The sequence below is a fragment of the Nitrospiria bacterium genome, from assembly GCA_035498035.1.
Taxonomy (GTDB): domain Bacteria; phylum Nitrospirota; class Nitrospiria; order JACQBZ01; family JACQBZ01; genus JACQBZ01.
In genome coordinates, this window is the sequence record DATKAN010000053.1 from 16,763 (window position 1) to 33,003 (window position 16,241).

General features: G+C 61.7%; 16 protein-coding genes. 7 read left to right on the top strand and 9 right to left on the bottom strand.

The annotated features are described in order from the left end of the window. From recA to VMN77_10480, 4 genes are all read right to left on the bottom strand, one after another. The gene (gene recA, locus VMN77_10465; protein ID HTN44204.1) at positions 1-1,077 is read right to left on the bottom strand and encodes a recombinase RecA; all 1,077 of its coding nucleotides are present in this window, start codon (positions 1,075-1,077) and stop codon (positions 1-3) included. Positions 1,078-1,230: 153 nt separating this feature from the next. Beyond that, positions 1,231-1,785 (bottom strand): RNA 2',3'-cyclic phosphodiesterase, encoded by a 555-nt coding sequence (gene thpR, locus VMN77_10470; protein HTN44205.1) that lies wholly within the window; start codon positions 1,783-1,785, stop codon positions 1,231-1,233. A gap of 3 nt (positions 1,786-1,788) precedes the next feature. After that, positions 1,789-3,060, bottom strand: a complete 1,272-nt coding sequence (locus tag VMN77_10475; protein ID HTN44206.1) for a competence/damage-inducible protein A — start codon at positions 3,058-3,060, stop codon at positions 1,789-1,791. Further along, positions 3,057-3,515, bottom strand: a complete 459-nt coding sequence (locus VMN77_10480) for a phosphatidylglycerophosphatase A (protein ID HTN44207.1) — start codon at positions 3,513-3,515, stop codon at positions 3,057-3,059. The genes VMN77_10475 and VMN77_10480 overlap by 4 nt, the downstream gene beginning before the upstream one ends. A 541-nt stretch (positions 3,516-4,056) precedes the next feature. Here VMN77_10480 and speD point away from each other — a divergent pair. Genes speD through VMN77_10495 form a run of 3 tightly spaced genes read left to right on the top strand, consistent with a single transcriptional unit; the run spans position 4,057 to position 6,871 of the window. Next, positions 4,057-4,488 carry an adenosylmethionine decarboxylase gene (gene speD, locus VMN77_10485; GenBank protein HTN44208.1) on the top strand — a complete coding sequence of 144 codons (432 nt, stop codon included), beginning with the start codon at positions 4,057-4,059 and terminating at the stop codon, positions 4,486-4,488. Further along, a complete protein-coding gene (speE, locus tag VMN77_10490; GenBank protein ID HTN44209.1) occupies positions 4,454-5,374 on the top strand; it encodes a polyamine aminopropyltransferase in 921 nt (306 codons plus the stop codon). The genes speD and speE overlap by 35 nt, the downstream gene beginning before the upstream one ends. Before the next feature lie 21 nt (positions 5,375-5,395). Then, a complete protein-coding gene (locus tag VMN77_10495; protein ID HTN44210.1) occupies positions 5,396-6,871 on the top strand; it encodes an aminotransferase class I/II-fold pyridoxal phosphate-dependent enzyme in 1,476 nt (491 codons plus the stop codon). Here VMN77_10495 and VMN77_10500 read toward each other — a convergent pair whose 3' ends face one another. Continuing rightward, a complete protein-coding gene (locus VMN77_10500) occupies positions 6,872-8,110 on the bottom strand; it encodes an SLC13 family permease (GenBank protein ID HTN44211.1) in 1,239 nt (412 codons plus the stop codon). A 142-nt stretch (positions 8,111-8,252) separates the two neighbouring features. On the opposite strand from VMN77_10500, the gene VMN77_10505 reads away from it, so the two are divergent. Beyond that, positions 8,253-8,978, top strand: coding sequence for an NAD-dependent deacylase (locus VMN77_10505; GenBank protein ID HTN44212.1), 726 nt, complete (start codon positions 8,253-8,255; stop codon positions 8,976-8,978). Between the two features lie 19 nt (positions 8,979-8,997). Here the strand turns inward: VMN77_10505 and VMN77_10510 are convergent, their stop codons facing one another. The 3 genes from VMN77_10510 to VMN77_10520 all read right to left on the bottom strand — a co-directional run bounded on the left by VMN77_10510 (position 8,998) and on the right by VMN77_10520 (position 12,652). Further along, a complete protein-coding gene (locus VMN77_10510; GenBank protein ID HTN44213.1) occupies positions 8,998-9,594 on the bottom strand; it encodes a hypothetical protein in 597 nt (198 codons plus the stop codon). A gap of 393 nt (positions 9,595-9,987) precedes the next feature. Beyond that, entirely contained in the window at positions 9,988-11,403 is a 1,416-nt protein-coding gene (gene rimO / locus VMN77_10515; GenBank protein ID HTN44214.1) for a 30S ribosomal protein S12 methylthiotransferase RimO, read from the bottom strand. Between the two features lie 40 nt (positions 11,404-11,443). After that, positions 11,444-12,652, bottom strand: a complete 1,209-nt coding sequence (locus tag VMN77_10520) for a two-component regulator propeller domain-containing protein (GenBank protein HTN44215.1) — start codon at positions 12,650-12,652, stop codon at positions 11,444-11,446. 277 nt (positions 12,653-12,929) lie between these two features. Here VMN77_10520 and trxB point away from each other — a divergent pair, with 277 nt between their 5' ends. The 3 genes from trxB to VMN77_10535 all read left to right on the top strand — a co-directional run bounded on the left by trxB (position 12,930) and on the right by VMN77_10535 (position 15,765). Next, on the top strand, positions 12,930-13,874 hold the full coding sequence (trxB, locus tag VMN77_10525; GenBank protein ID HTN44216.1) for a thioredoxin-disulfide reductase: 945 nt from the start codon (positions 12,930-12,932) through the stop codon (positions 13,872-13,874). A gap of 71 nt (positions 13,875-13,945) precedes the next feature. After that, a complete protein-coding gene (gene ydiK, locus VMN77_10530; GenBank protein ID HTN44217.1) occupies positions 13,946-15,067 on the top strand; it encodes an AI-2E family transporter YdiK in 1,122 nt (373 codons plus the stop codon). Then, positions 15,064-15,765 carry a hypothetical protein gene (locus tag VMN77_10535; GenBank protein ID HTN44218.1) on the top strand — a complete coding sequence of 234 codons (702 nt, stop codon included), beginning with the start codon at positions 15,064-15,066 and terminating at the stop codon, positions 15,763-15,765. Before ydiK ends, VMN77_10535 begins: the two co-directional genes overlap by 4 nt. A gap of 294 nt (positions 15,766-16,059) precedes the next feature. Here the strand turns inward: VMN77_10535 and VMN77_10540 are convergent. Next, the coding region (locus VMN77_10540) for a hypothetical protein (protein ID HTN44219.1) at positions 16,060-16,241 on the bottom strand (182 nt) is incomplete at its 5' end.

Here is a 16,241-nt window from a genome sequence, read left to right on the forward strand (position 1 = left end):
TCAGGCAATCGGTTGGTGTCCCCGCGTCGGCTGCGCCGTTTTGGGCGGCGCCGTCTTTCCCGCCGCTCCGGCCGGTTTTCGAAGCGTCATGGCCGCCTCCCGAATCCGTTCTTCGATCTCCCGGGCCGCGGCGGTGTTTCCCTTTAAAAAGGTTCGGGCCTGCTCGCGGCCCTGGCCGATGCGCTCTCCTTTGTAAGTATACCAAGCCCCGCTTTTTTCGACAATGCCCTTATCCACCCCCAGGTCCAGGATTTCGCCGATCTTGGAGATCCCTTCGTTGAACAGGATGTCGAATTCGGCCTGCTTGAACGGCGGCGCGACCTTATTCTTCACCACCTTGACGCGCACCCTGTTTCCGGTCACGTCCTGTCCTTCTTTGATCGCCTCGATCCTTCGGATGTCCAAGCGCACGGAGGCATAGAATTTCAGGGCGTTTCCGCCCGTGGTGGTCTCGGGATTCCCGAACATCACGCCGATCTTCATCCGGATCTGGTTGATGAAAATCACCGTGGTCTGCGATTTACTGATGGTCGCCGTCAGTTTCCGGAGGGCCTGCGACATCAGCCGGGCCTGAAGCCCCATATGCGCGTCGCCCATCTCGCCCTCCAGCTCGGCGCGCGGAACCAGCGCCGCCACCGAATCGATCACGATCAGGTCCAGCGCCCCGCTGCGGACCAGCGTCTCGGCGATCTCCAGCGCCTGCTCCCCGGTGTCCGGTTGCGCGATCAGCAGTTCGTCCGTCTTCACACCCAGCTTGCGCGCGTAGGTCACGTCGAGGGCGTGCTCGGCGTCGATGAAGGCCGTCGCGCCGCCCGCCTTCTGGGCCTCGGCGATCGCGTGCAGCGTCAGCGTGGTTTTTCCCGAGGACTCGGGACCGAAGATCTCGACCACCCGCCCGCGGGGAAATCCCCCCACGCCCAGCGCGATGTCCAGACCCAAGGATCCGGTCGAGATCGCGGGGACGTCCGACAGGACCTCCTCCGAACCCAATTTCATGATGGCCCCCTTTCCGAACTGCTTTTCGATCTGGGCCACCGCCAGATCGAGCGCCTTGCCGCGACTCTCTTTGTCCGCCATGGATGCTCCTTTATGGTTAAATGGTGACGTGATCGTTCATCCTCTAACGCGCCCGGGATGAACGGTCACGGCCTTCCTGCCGCGCCGGGCCCGTCAATCCATGAGCCCGTCCTATGAAACGGCCCCGTTTTCGATACGACAGGGAGATTGCAATTACAATGCCACCGACCACAGCTTCGTATAGACCGCCCCTTCCCGCCTCAATTCACTTTGAATCAGGTGTAGCTCGCCCAGCACGCAGTCTCCCGCGAGAAAATGATGCTGAACCGCCAGGGCCTTCATCAAGTCGTCCAGGCCGCGCGAAGTCTTCACCCGACCCAGGGTGAGATGCGGCCTGAAATCGCGCCGCTCCGGTGGAAACCCGAGCGGCGTCAAGGCGCGATCGATTCGTTCCTGAAGCCGCAACAGCCGGTCGTCCTCCGGCTGGATGCCGAGCCAGACGACCCTCGGATTCTTCGGGTTTGGAAAGACGCCGAGGCCGCGCACGCTGATCTTCATGGAACCGCACCCCGCCGCGGCGGACACCAAAGCCTCCTCGATCTCGTCCAACTGGGAATCCGACACCTCGCCCAGAAACTTCAAGGTCAGGTGCATTCCGTCCGACCGCACCCATGCGACCTGCGCTTCCGATTTCATCAACTCCCGCTGGACGGCGGCCGCGGCCGCCTTGATGGCCGGGGGCAGTTCCATCGCGACAAAGACGCGCACGGTCTACCGCGAAGGCGACGCAGGCGTCGTCCCTGACAAGGCCCGCCTCAACAGGTCCAGCGCATGCTGCGAGGCGCGAAGCTTGATCGCGGCGCGATCGCCGGAAAACCGGACGAAGGGAGTTTGCACCGCTCGGCCGTCGTCCAGTCCGAAATAAACCAGCCCCACCGGTTTTTCGGGCGTCGCGCCTCCGGGCCCGGCAATGCCGGTCACGGCCAGGCCGATGTCGGTCCCGGCCCGCCGGCGGATGCCCCGGGCCATGGCGGCGACGACCGGCGCGCTGACGGCCCCGTTCGCTTCGATCAGTTCCGCCGGCACGCCCAAGGCGTCGACTTTGGCGCGGTTACTATAACACACCTCGACCCGGTCGAGATAGTCCGAGCTGCCCGGCACCTGGGTCAAGCGATGGCCGATCAAGCCGCCGGTGCAGGACTCGGCCACGGCCAGTTTCATGCGGCGCTCCCTCAACAGGCGCCCGACCACCGCCTCCATCTCGTCCAGGCCCCGGGTATACAGGACGTCCGCCAACCGTTCCTCCACTTTCCGGAGCAGGCCTTCCAGAAGGATGCGGACCTCCTCCTTGTTCCGGCCGCGCCCCACGATCCGGACATCCACCCCCGTCGGCTTGGCCGACAGACCGATCCGGACCTGGCGATGAGCGATCATGAGATCGGCCAGCCGTTCGTTCACCGCCGATTCCATCAGCCCGTAGGTCCGGAAGAAATGCAAGGCGTTCCAGGGCCGGGAGGGAAAGCGCTGCAGAAGAAAAGGCCGGACCGTGGCTTCGTACATCGAGCGCATTTCGTGCGGGACCCCGGGCAGGCAGATCAGGTAGCTGTTTTCCCAGTGGAGGATCAAGCCCGGCGCGCTTCCCGTCGGGTTCTGGATCACGACGGACCGGGCCGGCATCAGGGCCTGGCGTTCGATTTGAGCCGGCATGGCTTGAGCCCGTTCCACGAAGCGCCGGCGCAGAGGCTCGAGCAGTTTTTCCTGCAGGATCAGGCGGCGGCCGGTGATCCGGCTGACCACCTTCTTGGTGAGATCATCTTCGGTCGGGCCCAGGCCGCCCGTGATCAGCACCACCGCCGCGCGCGAGGCCGCCTGACGGATTGCCTCCGCCATCCACCGCTCTTCATCGCCCACCACCGATTTGTGAATCGGCTCGAACCCCAGTTCGATCAGCCGGTCGGCCAGGTAAATCGAGTTGGTCTCGGGCCGGCCGTCCCACAACAGCTCCGAACCGGTGGCGATGATCTCGGCGTTCAGGTTTCTCATGACAAATGGACCAGGGCCCTCACGCCCTGCAGCAGCAGATTGGCGTACAAGCCGGCCACGGCGTCGTCCAGCATGATGCCCCACCCGCCGACGAGATTTTGTTCGATCCATCGCGCGGGAAACGGCTTGAGGACGTCGAGGACGCGAAAGAGGAGAAATCCGCCGATGGCGTAGCCGGCGTCGGACGGCAGCAGGAAACCCGCCACCAGCATCCCGGCGATCTCGTCAACGACGATCCGCCGGTTGTCTTTCACGCCGGTGGCGCGCTCCATCCGATCGGCCGCATGCACGCCCAGCGTGAAGACGGTCAGGACGACGGCCGCGTAGAGAATCGGCGAGCGATTGCGAATGAGAAAGACAAGGACCAATCCCACAAGGCTTCCGGCGGTGCCGGGGGCCACGGGAGCATAACCGGCGCCGAGGCCGGTCGCCACCCAATGAATCCATCGAGACAAATCGATCCCCGAGGTAAAGCCCGCGAAAAGTTCGATCGCATTCTAACACCCGCTCCGCGGGGTGTCAAGGAAACGCCCGCGGGCATTCGCGCCGCCGTTTTTCGGAGACGACCGCTTCATCGCCCGATCGTCCGCCGCGGATCGAATGCGATTCGAATCGCGTCAATTTTCCGTCGGAGAAAGGCCCCGGACATTTTACGAAAGACGCGGAGACGCGCTCGTGCAAGATGATCGATCGCTCGATGAAAACTTTTTGTCCGTTTTTCTACTTTTTTCTTGACAAACATAAAAATTCAGATATATTTACAAATAATAATGATGATCGAACACGGAGACTAATTCGAGATTACTTCGAACAGTGCGATGACCGAAACGACCGCCGTTCCCGATGCCGAATCATCCGGCATCGGGTCCTCCGCGTTCCTGAGAGAAAGCGCAAGTACGGATTCACACCTCAAGGATCGACGTCGAGGTGAGAGGTGAGAGCGATTTCGAGAATCTCTCAGAGGCCACTAACCCATGACGAAAGGGGGCAAATAGATTGCACGCACTCGGGAGGCATTTGCTGTTGGAGTTGAAGGTATGCAACTCCAAGGTGTTAAATGATCTGAAGAAGGTGCAAGAGATCATGGTCTCAGCCGCCAAGGAAGCCAAGGCCACCATCGTTGAGATCTCCTTCCACAAATTCAGTCCCTTTGGCATCAGCGGTGTGGTCGTTATCGCGGAGTCCCACATTTCGATTCACACTTGGCCCGAATACGGTTACGCGGCGATCGACATCTTCACCTGCGGCGATGTCCTCCAACCGGAAACGGCCGCGTCCCACCTGATCGAAAAGTTTCAATCGAAAGATCCGTCCATCGTTGAGCTGAAGCGCGGCGTCCTGATCCGCGGCGACATGAAACTCCCTCACAAACCCGTGAAAGAGGTCTTGGAATATGCCCGAACCAAAGAGCTACAAATGGTTCCTTGACTTTCTCACGCCCGACGAAGGCCACATGCATGGCGTGGAGACGATCCTCCACGCCAAGCAGACCAAGTTCCAGCAGATGGAGATCATGCTCACCCGCAATTACGGGCGCTGCCTGGTCCTGGACGGCAAGATGCAGTCCAGCGAGTATGACGAGTTCATCTACCACGAGGCCCTCGTCCATCCGGCCATGCTCACCCATCCCGATCCGAAGAAGGTGTTCATCGTCGGGGGAGGCGAAGGCGCCACCCTCCGCGAGATCCTTCGGCACAACTCGGTCGAGCAGGTCCTGATGGTGGATATCGATCAGGATGTCGTGGAAGCCTGCAAAACCTATCTGCCCGAGTGGCACCGGGGCTCCTTCGACGACCCGCGGGTGAAGCTCGAGTTCCGGGACGCGCGAAAATATCTGGAAGAGACCAAGGACGTCTACGACATCATCATCATCGACATCTCGGAGCCGGTGGAAGAAGGTCCGGCCTATCTCCTCTACACGAAGGAGTTCTACCAGATCGTCATGAAACGCCTCAGCAAGAACGGCCTCATCTCGCTTCAGGCCGGGACCACGGCCTTGACGGCGCTGCTCTGCTTCTCGGCCGTGTACCAGACCCTCAAATCGGTTTTTCCCATCGTGCGGCCCTACCAGGCGATCATCCCCTGCTTCGGATTGCCGTGGGGCTTCGCCCTGGCCTCCAAGCAGCTCGATCCGCAGAGCTTCTCCCAGGCCGAGATCGACAAGCGGATCGCCGAGCGCCTGAAAGGCGAACTGCAGTACTACAACGGCGAGATTCATCACGGCCAGTTTCTGTTGCCCAAACATATCCGGCAGCACGCGGAGCGCGAAACCCGGATCATCGAGGACAACCATCCGCTGTTTACGTACACCTGATAAGGCGACCGCCGTTTCTCCATGGACCCGGACGAACAACTGAGAACACCCCTCTTCGACGCGATGGTGGCCCTGGCCGAATCGCGGAAGGTCTCGTTTCACACCCCCGGCCACAAGAGCGGAAAAGGCATCTCCACCCGTTTCCGGAAATTCGTCGGTCCCAAGATCTTCTCCATCGACCTCACCACGCTGGACGAGGTGGACTCGCTCCACAAGCCCCGGGGCGTGATCAAGGAGGCGCAGGAACTGGCGGCCCGCGCTTACGGGGCGGACCGGTCATACTTCCTGGTGAACGGAACGACCGGCGGCAACCATGCGATGATCCTGGCCGCCTGCAACCCCGGCGACAGGATCCTCGTCGCCCGCAACGCGCACAAGTCGGTCATCGCGGGCGCCATTCTCAGCGGGGCGCAGCCGGTTTTTTTCCGTCCGGCGATCGACTCGCAGCTCAAACTCACGCGGAACGTCACCTTCGAAGAGACCCGCGCGGCGATCGACGCCCATCCCGAGGCCAAGATCCTTTTCCTCACCAGCCCCAATTATTACGGGCTCTGCGCCGACCTGGAACGGATCATCCCCTACGCCCATGACCGCGGCCTGATCGTCCTTGTGGACGAGGCGCACGGACCGCATCTGCGCTTTCACAAAGAACTTCCCCCTTCGGCGGTTGAGATCGGCGCGGACCTCTGCGTCCAGAGCACCCACAAGATCATCGGCGGAATGACCCAGGCCTCGATGCTCCACGCCCGGGGGACCCGAATCGATTTTCCCATGCTGACCAACGTTCTGCGCTTCGTGCAGACCACCAGCCCGTCCTACATCCTCATGGCCTCGCTGGACCTCGCGCGGATGCAGATGGCGACCGAGGGCGAAAAACTCCTGGACAAGGCCATCAGGCTCGCGCAGGAGGCGCGGACCCGCATCAACCGGATCCCAAATCTGTTCTGCTTCGGCGAAGAACAGGCGGGTCCCTTCGACATGACGAAACTGACGATCCGCGTCACGGCCCTGGGACTTTCGGGATACGAAGTATCCCGACGGCTCAACAGCCGCTACGGCATCCAGGTCGAGATGGCGGATGCCTTTCACATCCTGGTGATCGTGAGCATCGGAGACCGCCGGGACGATCTCGACCGCCTGGTCAAGGCCCTCAAGGAGATTGCGGGCGAGAACATCGGAAAGTTCTGGACGGCCGAGGCCCCCGACATCGCGGTCTTAAACTTCGAAAACGAGTCGCTGGCCACGCCCCGCGAAGCCTTTTTCGCCGATCATCATTATATTGCGCTGGAGGACGCCGCGGACGAGATCAGCTCCGAGATCGTCACGGTCTACCCGCCCGGGGTCCCGGTTCTCGTTCCCGGCGAACGGATCAGCAAGGAAACGATCGACTACCTAAAACGCTCGTTAAAACTGGGCGGCACCGTGGACGGCCTGGACGAGACCAATCAATACATCGGGGTCGTCAAGCGCGGCTCCCTCCCGATCAAGAATTCCTGATCACCCGAAGACACTCGATTCCAGAGCCAGCACGCCGATCCCGACCCCCAGCGTCAGCAAGGTGAGCGGAACGCCGACCTTCAGATAGTCCATAAAGGTGACCCGGGCCTCATACCGGGCCTGATGGACGACGATCAGGTTCGCCACCGAGCCGATCAGCGTCAGGTTCCCGGCCAGCGTGCTGCTCATCGCAAGCGCCAGCCAGGCCCATTTCGCGCCCGGCAGTCCGATGAGGAACGGCTCGATCAGGATCACGGCCGGCACGTTGCTCACCAGGTTCGAAAGAAGCACGGTCAGCCCCGAGAGCTGCGCGATCATGAGAGCGGTCGAGCCGCCGAGCGCACGATGAACCTGATCCAGAAGGCCGTTCATCACCCCCGCCTGCCGCGCCCCGCCCATGACGATGAACAGCCCCGCAAAAAAAGCCAAAAGCCGCCAGTTGACCTTCTTGATGATTGTGAGGAAATTCTGCCGTCCAGCCAGAAACAGCGCCGCCCCGGCCGCCATCGCCGTGAGTGCGTAGGGCGCGCCGGCAGCAAAACCGATCGCCGCGCCCGCGCTCGCGATCAGGCCCTTGACCAGAAGCGGTCGGTTCAGGCCTGAGGAAACCGGTCGAACCAAGTGAAAGACCCCGTGCCCCAGGATCTCCTTTCGATAAACCAAGGCCACCACGGCGATGTTCAGCACCATCCCGATCAGCGAAACGGGCGCCAGCGCAATCAGGAAAGACAAATAAGGCATGCCGGAATGGATCCCGATAAAGACGTTCTGCGGATTCCCGGTGACGCTCATCGCGCTCCCGATGTTCGAGGCCGTGGCCAGCGCGATCAGATAAGGCGCCGGACGGAGGCCGAGCGGCTTGATCGTCTGAAGAAGGATCGGCGTGAAAAGAAGACAGATCGTGTCGTTGACGAAGAAAGCCGAGAGGACGCCCGAGGTGAAAATCAAGAGGGAAAGCAATTGCAGCGGGCTTCGGACCGACGCGACGATGCGGACCGCCACCCAATCGAAAAAGCCGGCCAGCTCGAGATGAGCGATCACGACCATCATGCCCAGCAAGAGCAGGAGGGTGCTCCAGTCCAGCGCCTTCGGGACCTCGGAGAGAGGCAGCGCGCCGCTGAGGATCATCAGGGCCGCCCCGATGAGCGACGCCCAAATCATGTCGATCGGAATTCGGGGGATCTTCTGAAGGGCGATGACCAGGTAGGTGAAAATCAGAATGATGAGAGCGATGATCACATCAAGCGGCGAAATCCGTTATGCGATTGGAGGACCCCGGCGATCTCTCGATCACCGGACGGGGCTCATTATAATACGAACAAAAACCGAAATCCAATTTCCCGACTTGCTTCCAATTCGGGCCGCCGCTAAAATATCCGCCATGGAGTCGTTCATCGAAGAGGTTCGCGGGCGTCTCTCGACCGCCTCGCGCGTCACGGTACTCACCGGGGCCGGCATCTCGGCCGACAGCGGCATTCCGACCTTCCGCGGGCCGGAGGGATTATGGAAAAATTTCCGGGCCGAGGACCTGGCCACGCCGGAGGCCTTCGAGCGCGATCCGAAGCTAGTATGGGAATGGTACAACTGGCGGCGGGAACTGATCGCCGCGAAAGAGCCGAACCCGGCCCACCGGGCCCTGGTCAAAATCGAAAGCGGGATGGAAGCCCGTCAAGGGCGCTTCCGTCTGCTGACGCAGAACGTGGACGGGTTGCACGGACGGGCCGGAAGCCGGAACGTGATCGAGCTGCATGGAAATATCTGGAAGGTCCGCTGCACGGGATGCGGGACGGTGACGGAGGACCGCCGCGTCCCGATTCCGATTCCGCCGCACTGCGCCTCGTGCGGAAAGATGCTGCGGCCCCACATCGTCTGGTTCGGGGAGTCGCTGGACCCCCGGGACATGGACCGGGCCGTCGAAGCGCTTGAGAATTGCGATGTGATGCTGGTGATCGGAACCTCGGGCGTGGTCCAGCCGGCCGCAACATTCGCCTCGACCGCCCGCGGGGCCGGTGCCTTCGTGGTCGAGATCAACCCGGATGCCTCATCGTCTGCCGCTCAGATCGCACTGCGCGGGCGCGCGGCCGAGATCGTACCGCAGCTGGTTTAGAGATGCATCAGGACTCTATTTAGGATCCTAAGAACTTATCCACCGCCCTCTTGCCTCCGGTGAGTATCGAAGCGCCGTCTCCGACCAGGATGCTGTCGAAACGATAATTGAGCAGCACGCGGATTCCTTCCCGCGCCTTGGAGGGATCTTTGTATTTCTCGGGCGCCATTAGATTGAGACGACCGGGCGGTTTTCCGATCAAGGCATCGCCCAGGATCAAAGTCCCTTTGCCGCGGTCAAGAAACAGCGCCGATTCTCCCGGCGATTTGCCGTCCGGGATATGGATCGCCTTGAGGCTGCCCGGTAGGAGATCTCCATCTTTAAACGTGCGGTCTATTTTTATTTCCATGAGGGGGGCATCCGCTTCCGGCGCCAGGACGGTCGTCTTGAACAATTTGCGATACGCTTCGGATTCGCGGACATGGTCGCGGTTGGTCAGAACGATGCAGTCGATCGGTCCAAGCTGTTGCAGCCGGGTCCGGTCGTCTTCGGGCATCGGCGGAGGATCGATCATCACCCGCTCGGCTCCGGAAACAACGAGGTGCCCGTTAAAATCGCATCCCTTTTCCTGCGAGAACCAGGACCATTGATAAACGCCGGGGAGTATTTCTCTCAATTCAAAGCCTCCTCAACCCATACAAACCCAACCGAGTTAATCATTTGCGCGGGTCCTGTCCTGCGACAGCCCCACCGTGCTCGCCGCCCCGCCCGGTGTAGGGACCCCGTCTGCGCTCGGTGGGGCGCCCCGTCTCCGGCCACCCGCGGGATGATACTCAGAAATGATCGTGTGTATTGACATCACCCGCCGTTTGGCGCTGGGACCAAGAGGCGACTCGGCTTGCGTTTGGGGAACCCGGCTTGGAAAAGGACGCGGCCCGTCAGGGTAAATTTTCCGCAGAGCACCTTCGGAAAATTTAGCGGCCGAGCCTTAGCCGGGTCAAACGAAAGCCGCCGGAGCCGAAGGGCTCAGCGCCAGACGGCGGGTGCCCACATCGGCCGTATTACGCCATTATAAAACCTTCAACCCGGAGGGGCGACACGAAGCAGCTTTTATCTTTCCCGCAACCGGCCCGACAATATGCCCGACCAGATCGTGCTCGCCGGCCTGCGTGATCTCCACTTTCACGAAGTCCCCGGGGGAGGCTTCGCCGTCATTGATGTAAACCACGCCGTCGATCTCGGGCGCCTGGCCTTCCGTGCGGCCTTCGAGCAGCAAGTCGGTTTCGCGGGACGGGCCGTCCACCAACACGTCCTGGACGCTTCCGATCATCGCCGCATGTTTCTCCCGGACGATCCCGGACTGAAGGGCCAGTAATCTTTCCTGACGTTCGGCCTTGACCTCGGCCGGGACGGGATCTCCGAGCGGGAAAGCCGTCGTACCGTCTTCCCGGGAATACGTAAACACGCCCAGGCGGTCGAAGCGGATCTCGCGGATGAGGTCGGCGATCTCCTCGAACTGCCCCTCCGTCTCGCCCGGAAAACCGACGATGAAGGTGGACCGCAAGGTGACGCCCGGCACCTTCTCGCGGATTCGCCCGAGGAGAGTCCGGATCATCCGGCTCGATCCCTTCCGGTTCATCTTCCGGAGAATCGCGTCGTTGATATGCTGCAGCGGAAGATCGACGTAGTTGCAGATCTTCGGCTCGGCCGCCATGAATTCGAGCAGTTCATCGGTGAGATCGGTCGGGTAGGTGTAAAACAGACGGATCCGGCGGATCCCGTCGACGCCGACCAGGGGCCGCAGCAGCCCCATCAGCCCGTTCTTCTCCCGGCGGTCCCAGCCGAAGCTGGTGAGCGACTGCGCTATGAGGTTGAGCTCGACCACGCCCCGCCCGGCCAGTGAACGGGCCTCGGCCAGGATATCGGCGACCTCGCGGCTCACCAGGTCGCCGCGGAAATTCGGGATGGCGCAGAACGAGCAGCGGTAGTTGCAGCCCTCCGAGACTTTCAGGTAGGCCCAGTGACGGGGGCTGAGCGTGAGCCGCGGCGTCGCGGCGTCGTAAAGCGCCGTGGGAGAGGCGGTCCAGACATGCTGTCTGCGCCCCCGACGGTTCCGGGCCAGCAGCGTCCGGCAGATCCCGGCGATTTTCGGGAAATCGCCCGTCCCGACCACCGCGTCCAGTTCCGGCAATTCGGACATCAGCTCCTTGGGATAGCGGTGGGCCAGACAGCCGGCCGCGATCAGGACACGGCAGTCGCCCTTCTTTTTATACCCCCCGAACTCGATGATCGCGTCGATCGACTCCCGCTTGGCCGCGTCGATGAAACCGCAGGTGTTGATCACGATCACCTCGGCTTTCTCCGTTTCCGATGTGAGCTCGAACCCGTCCTGAGAAAGTACCCCGAGCATCACCTCGGAATCCACCTGGTTTTTCGGGCAGCCCAGATTGACCAGGCCGACTTTTACCTTATTCGGAGTTTTCATGAAATCCCGGAATTATTTTCATTGTTATACTTTACGGACGTCATTCCGACGGGAGACCCCCCTTGAACACGCTCAGGCCCTTCGTGGTTCCGAACCAACGACGGCCCTTTTTGTCGAACAGCATCGAGAAGACATAGTCGTCCAGGAGACCCCGGGAGGTGTTGATGTTCCTCCAGCGCGTCCCATCGAACCAGCTGGCGCCGCCGTTGGTTCCGGCCCAGACATGCCCTTCACGGTCCGCGGCCATCGTAAAGACAAAATCCCCCCCCAGTCCGTCCCGGACGGTGTAATTTTTCCAGGCGCTCCCGTCGAAGCTCGCGACGCCGCCCCCCCAGGTTCCGAACCATCTTCGATTCCGGTCGTCGACCAGGGAGGAAATGATAAAATCGGGGTTGGGGCCGGCGTTCTGTTTTCCCATGTTCATGTGGTGTTGGAGAAACGAGGAGCCGTAGCCGCTCCCGGGTCCTCCCTCCGTTTCCTCCGGGGCCGGAAACGGAGAGGCCGGCCGGCTCCCGGCGGGGTTCTCGCCGATCTCCCCCCCGACGCCGTCCTTGTGGGAAAAGGTCCTCCAGGATTTCCCGTCGAAGCGGCTGATCCCGGCCTCGGTCCCGAACCAGAACACCCCGTCCCGGTCGTAAGCGATGGAGTAAACCCATTTATCGGGCAGCCCGTCGGCCACGCGATAGGTCTTGAACTTCTCCCCCTCCAACACGCTCACCCCGTTCCAGGTCGCGACCCACATTTTCCCATCGCGGTCGTACTTGATGTCGTAGACCCAGTTGTCCCCCAGACCATCCTCGGTCGAAAAACGTTTCCAGGACTTCCCGTCATAGCGCGAGAGCCCGCCGCCGTAGGTTCCCACCCATTTATTCCCCTTGGGGTCCACCGAGAGGATGTAGACCGCCCGGGCGATAAAGCCCCCCTCCGTGTTGGCCGGCGTATAAATTTCGACCTCCCGCTTCGTGATATCAAAACGGATGATCCCCTTCATCGTGCCCATCCAGAGATTATCCCCGTCCAAGGCCATGGACCGAACGGGAGTATCGTGGGTGCTGAACTCCGCCCAGACGATGGCTCCGGAAGGCGGCGTCGAAGCGACAACGTCATGTTCCGATGAACGTCCCCCGACGCAGGCCGCGAGCAGCAAAAGCCAAAGCGCCGAGACGAGTCGTATCCCCCGACCGGGCCTATTGAACCTCATCGCACGGACCCCAAGGGGAGCATTGGCTTTCCGTCGTGTTGATTTCATAAAGACCTTCATGATAGCATAAGCTCAATTGCCGGGGCAAAGAAGTTTTGATCCGCACGAAAGTGGCATCGGCCAGCCGTTCGGTCTTAGCCCGAGGCGCGACCTCGGCTGAGATTTGGGCACCTTGCTTGGCGAAGGACGCGGCCCGTTAGGGCCAATTTTCCGCAGAGCCTCTTCGGAAAATTGAGCGGCCGAGCCTTAGCAAGGTCAAATCACAGCCGCCGGAGCAGCGAGGACTGAGCCGAACAGGCCTCGCCGATGTAATTGGCAGGTATAAATGAGGAATTCGACCAGTCCCAATGGTGTGCGCGACGTCATCATCATGGGCTCCGGGCCGGCCGGCCTGACGGCCGCGCTCTACGCCGCGCGGGCCGACCTGAAGCCGCTCCTGATCGAGGGAACCCAGGCGGGCGGCCAGCTCATGATCACGACGGACGTCGAGAACTACCCCGGATTTCCGGAAGGGATCCTGGGTCCGGAGCTCATGAAACAGATGCGCGCGCAGGCCGAGCGCTTCGGGACGGAACTCGTCCGGGGGGACATCACCGCGGTCGACCTGAAAAAAACCCCGTTTCTTCTGACGGCCGAGGAGGGAACGTATTCCACCCGATCCTTGATCATCGCCTCCGGCGCCTCGGCCAAGCTGCTGAATCTTCCCTCCGAGCGGCGGCTGATGGGCCACGGCGTTTCGGCCTGCGCCACCTGCGACGGATTTTTCTTCCGCGGTAAAGAGGTCCTCGTGATCGGCGGGGGGGACACCGCCATGGAGGAGGCGACCTTCCTTACCAAGTTCGCCTCCAAGGTCACGATCGTCCATCGCCGGGACAAGTTCCGCTGCTCCAAAATCATGGAGGGCCGGGCCCGGGGCAATCGACAGATCGGGATCATCTGGGACACCGTGGTCGAGGAAATTCTGGGCGATCCCGTCGTCACCGGCGCGCGGCTCAAGAACGTGAAGACCGGAAAAGTCACCGAAATGAAGATCGACGGCGTGTTCGTGGCGATCGGGCATGAGCCCAACACGAAGCTTTTCGCCGGCCAACTACAGATGGACGAGCGGGGCTACATCGTCACGAAAAAAGAAACGACCGAAACCTCGGTCCCGGGCGTGTTCGCGGCGGGAGACGTCCAGGACCCCCGCTATCGCCAGGCCGTCACGGCAGCCGGAACCGGATGCATGGCCGCGATCGATGCCGAAAAATATATCGAGAGCCTCCATTAAAACGCCGGCCCCCCGCGTCCCGATCGATCCGACTTCCAAGGCAAGCGAAAAATCTTCGGGAGAATTTCACGATGGCTGACACCCGGCCCGACCTCACCCGCACCGTCCTCGCGGTGCTCTTTATCGGACTGTTGATCGGCCTTTCTCTTTGGATCCTCCGGCCCTTCCTGGCCGCCATCGTCTGGGCCCTGATGATCGTCGTGTCGACCTGGCCCGCGATGCGGGCGGTGCAGGCGCGTGTGGGAGGAAAAAGGTCCCGGGCGGTGGCGGTCATGACCCTGGCGCTGTTCATCGTCCTGATCCTGCCGTTTCCGGCGGCCATCGGGACGCTCGTGATCAACGCCGGCCAGATGGCCGACTGGGCCAAGTCGATGACCGCCTTCAAAATTCCGCCCCCGCCGGAGTGGCTGACCGCGCTTCCGCTGATCGGCGACATGATCGCGGGCGCTTGGGAACAACTATCGGCCCGTGGCCTCGAGGATTGGGCCCGCGAAGCGGCGCCCTATGCCGGAGCCGTCGGGAAATGGTTCGCGGCGCAGGTCGGAAACATCGGGCTGTTGTTCGTGGAGTTTGTGATGACCATCGTGATTGCGGCCATCCTGTACGCCGAAGGGGAGTGGGCGGCGGAGCAGGTGCTGCGTTTCGGGCGTCGCCTCGCCGGCGCCAACGGGGAAGCCGCCGTGCGGCTCGCGGCCCAGGCCATCCGGGGCGTCGCGCTCGGCGTCGGGGTCACCGCCTTGGTGCAGTCGGTCCTCGGGGGGATCGGATTGGCCGTGGCGGGGGTTCCTTTCGCGGCCGTTCTCACGGTCCTGATGTTCATCTTATCCATCGCACAGATCGGGGCGGTTCCCGTGCTCGTTCCCGCGGTGATCTGGCTGTACTGGAACGGAAGGACCGGCTGGGGGACCTTCCTGCTGATCGTGACGATCTTGGTCGGCACCCTCGACAACTTCCTTCGTCCCATCCTGATCAAGAAGGGCGCCAACCTTCCCCTGCTGCTGGTCTTCACCGGCGTGGTCGGCGGCCTCGTTTCCTTCGGGTTGATCGGCATCTTTATCGGGCCGGTCGTTCTCGCCGTCTCCTACACACTGCTCATCGCCTGGATCAATGAACGAGCGCAGGGACCCGGACCCGATGGGACCCTCAATGCCGCCGGCGGAAAAGAAGACGATCGACGCCGGGAAATATCTTGAATCGCTCCATCGATCTGCTACGGGCCTGCGCGCTGACGGCGCTCCTGTCCTCCTGCGCGACGGCGCCTCCGATACCCCATCACGAAACGTCCTGCTACCGCCCTCACTGGACCATCCCGCTGGATTTGAACCGGGTCCGCCGCGTCGCGCAGAAGACCTTTATACAGCACACCGGGGCGCCGCGTTATCTGACGATCTTCGCCCCCGGACCGTTCGAGCGGTCTTACTATTTCGTGATGTCTCCCGATTCGAGCGAGGAATCCATCGCGCAGAGCGAACACAAGGGGGTGATGCTGGACTCGGAGGGCAACGGAACGCCGGACTGCTTCATCCTCGGAGGCGGGACGCTTCCCGACGCGAAGGGACAAGCGGTTCCGTACAATTTTTTTGCGATCGACAAAGACGGCGACGGGCGGATCGAGACATTCATCAGCGAGGACCTGGATCTCGACGGCGATCACGTGATGGATCGGGACGCGCAGGCCCTTCTGACGGAACCGGACGCGAGGGGGCATTTGAGGCGTGGAATCTACCGGTCGGGCGGCGTGGACACTCCCATACCGAAAGAGGGTTTTGACTTTTTGTTGAAGAAACCGCTCTACGACGAGCCGGTGCCATTCCCCGACAATGAGGCGACCCAGATGACGCTCTTTGAGGAGCTCGAAAGTATCTGGAAGGAATTGCGGATCAAGCCATAGGTTTGCATTGACGGTTCCCTTTTAGCACGCGAAGGTGTATAGTGCGACTTGTCAGGAAGCAACCCGCGATCTCTTCACCGCACACATCGAAGGAGCAAAGACCATGAGCAAGGGAATGAACATTCGGAAGCAGACCAAGAAAGCGCCGGCGAAGAGCTTGAAAGAAAAGAAAGCCGCGAAGAAGGCCAAAAAGGAAGCCACTCGTTCCTGGAGATAAGACGGCCCGGGTCATTGAACCGCCTTTCTACCCTTCCCCCTCCCCGCGCGCGAGACCTGAGGTGAACCGGCAGGTAATTAAGTAACCTGTCCCCGGAATTTCGCCTCGTTTTGCCTTACCGCGATGTCACCCTGGATGAGCCGGACGAGGGTGACGACACCGGCCACGGTAGGCAGGATCACCGTCACGAGGCCGGAGAAATACAGCCTGCCGACCAGGAACGGGAAGGTGACATGCGCAACGGCGTTCACCACGCCCG

Coding starts and splice junctions, on each gene's coding strand:
- VMN77_10505 (HTN44212.1), top strand. CDS start 8,253: ATGGAGTCGTTCATCGAAGAGGTTCGCGGGCGTCTCTCGACCGCCTCG.
- VMN77_10475 (HTN44206.1), bottom strand. CDS start 3,060: ATGAGAAACCTGAACGCCGAGATCATCGCCACCGGTTCGGAGCTGTTG.
- VMN77_10520 (HTN44215.1), bottom strand. CDS start 12,652: ATGAAATCAACACGACGGAAAGCCAATGCTCCCCTTGGGGTCCGTGCG.
- recA (HTN44204.1), bottom strand. CDS start 1,077: ATGGCGGACAAAGAGAGTCGCGGCAAGGCGCTCGATCTGGCGGTGGCC.
- VMN77_10495 (HTN44210.1), top strand. CDS start 5,396: ATGGACCCGGACGAACAACTGAGAACACCCCTCTTCGACGCGATGGTG.
- trxB (HTN44216.1), top strand. CDS start 12,930: ATGAGGAATTCGACCAGTCCCAATGGTGTGCGCGACGTCATCATCATG.
- ydiK (HTN44217.1), top strand. CDS start 13,946: ATGGCTGACACCCGGCCCGACCTCACCCGCACCGTCCTCGCGGTGCTC.
- rimO (HTN44214.1), bottom strand. CDS start 11,403: ATGAAAACTCCGAATAAGGTAAAAGTCGGCCTGGTCAATCTGGGCTGC.
- speE (HTN44209.1), top strand. CDS start 4,454: ATGCCCGAACCAAAGAGCTACAAATGGTTCCTTGACTTTCTCACGCCC.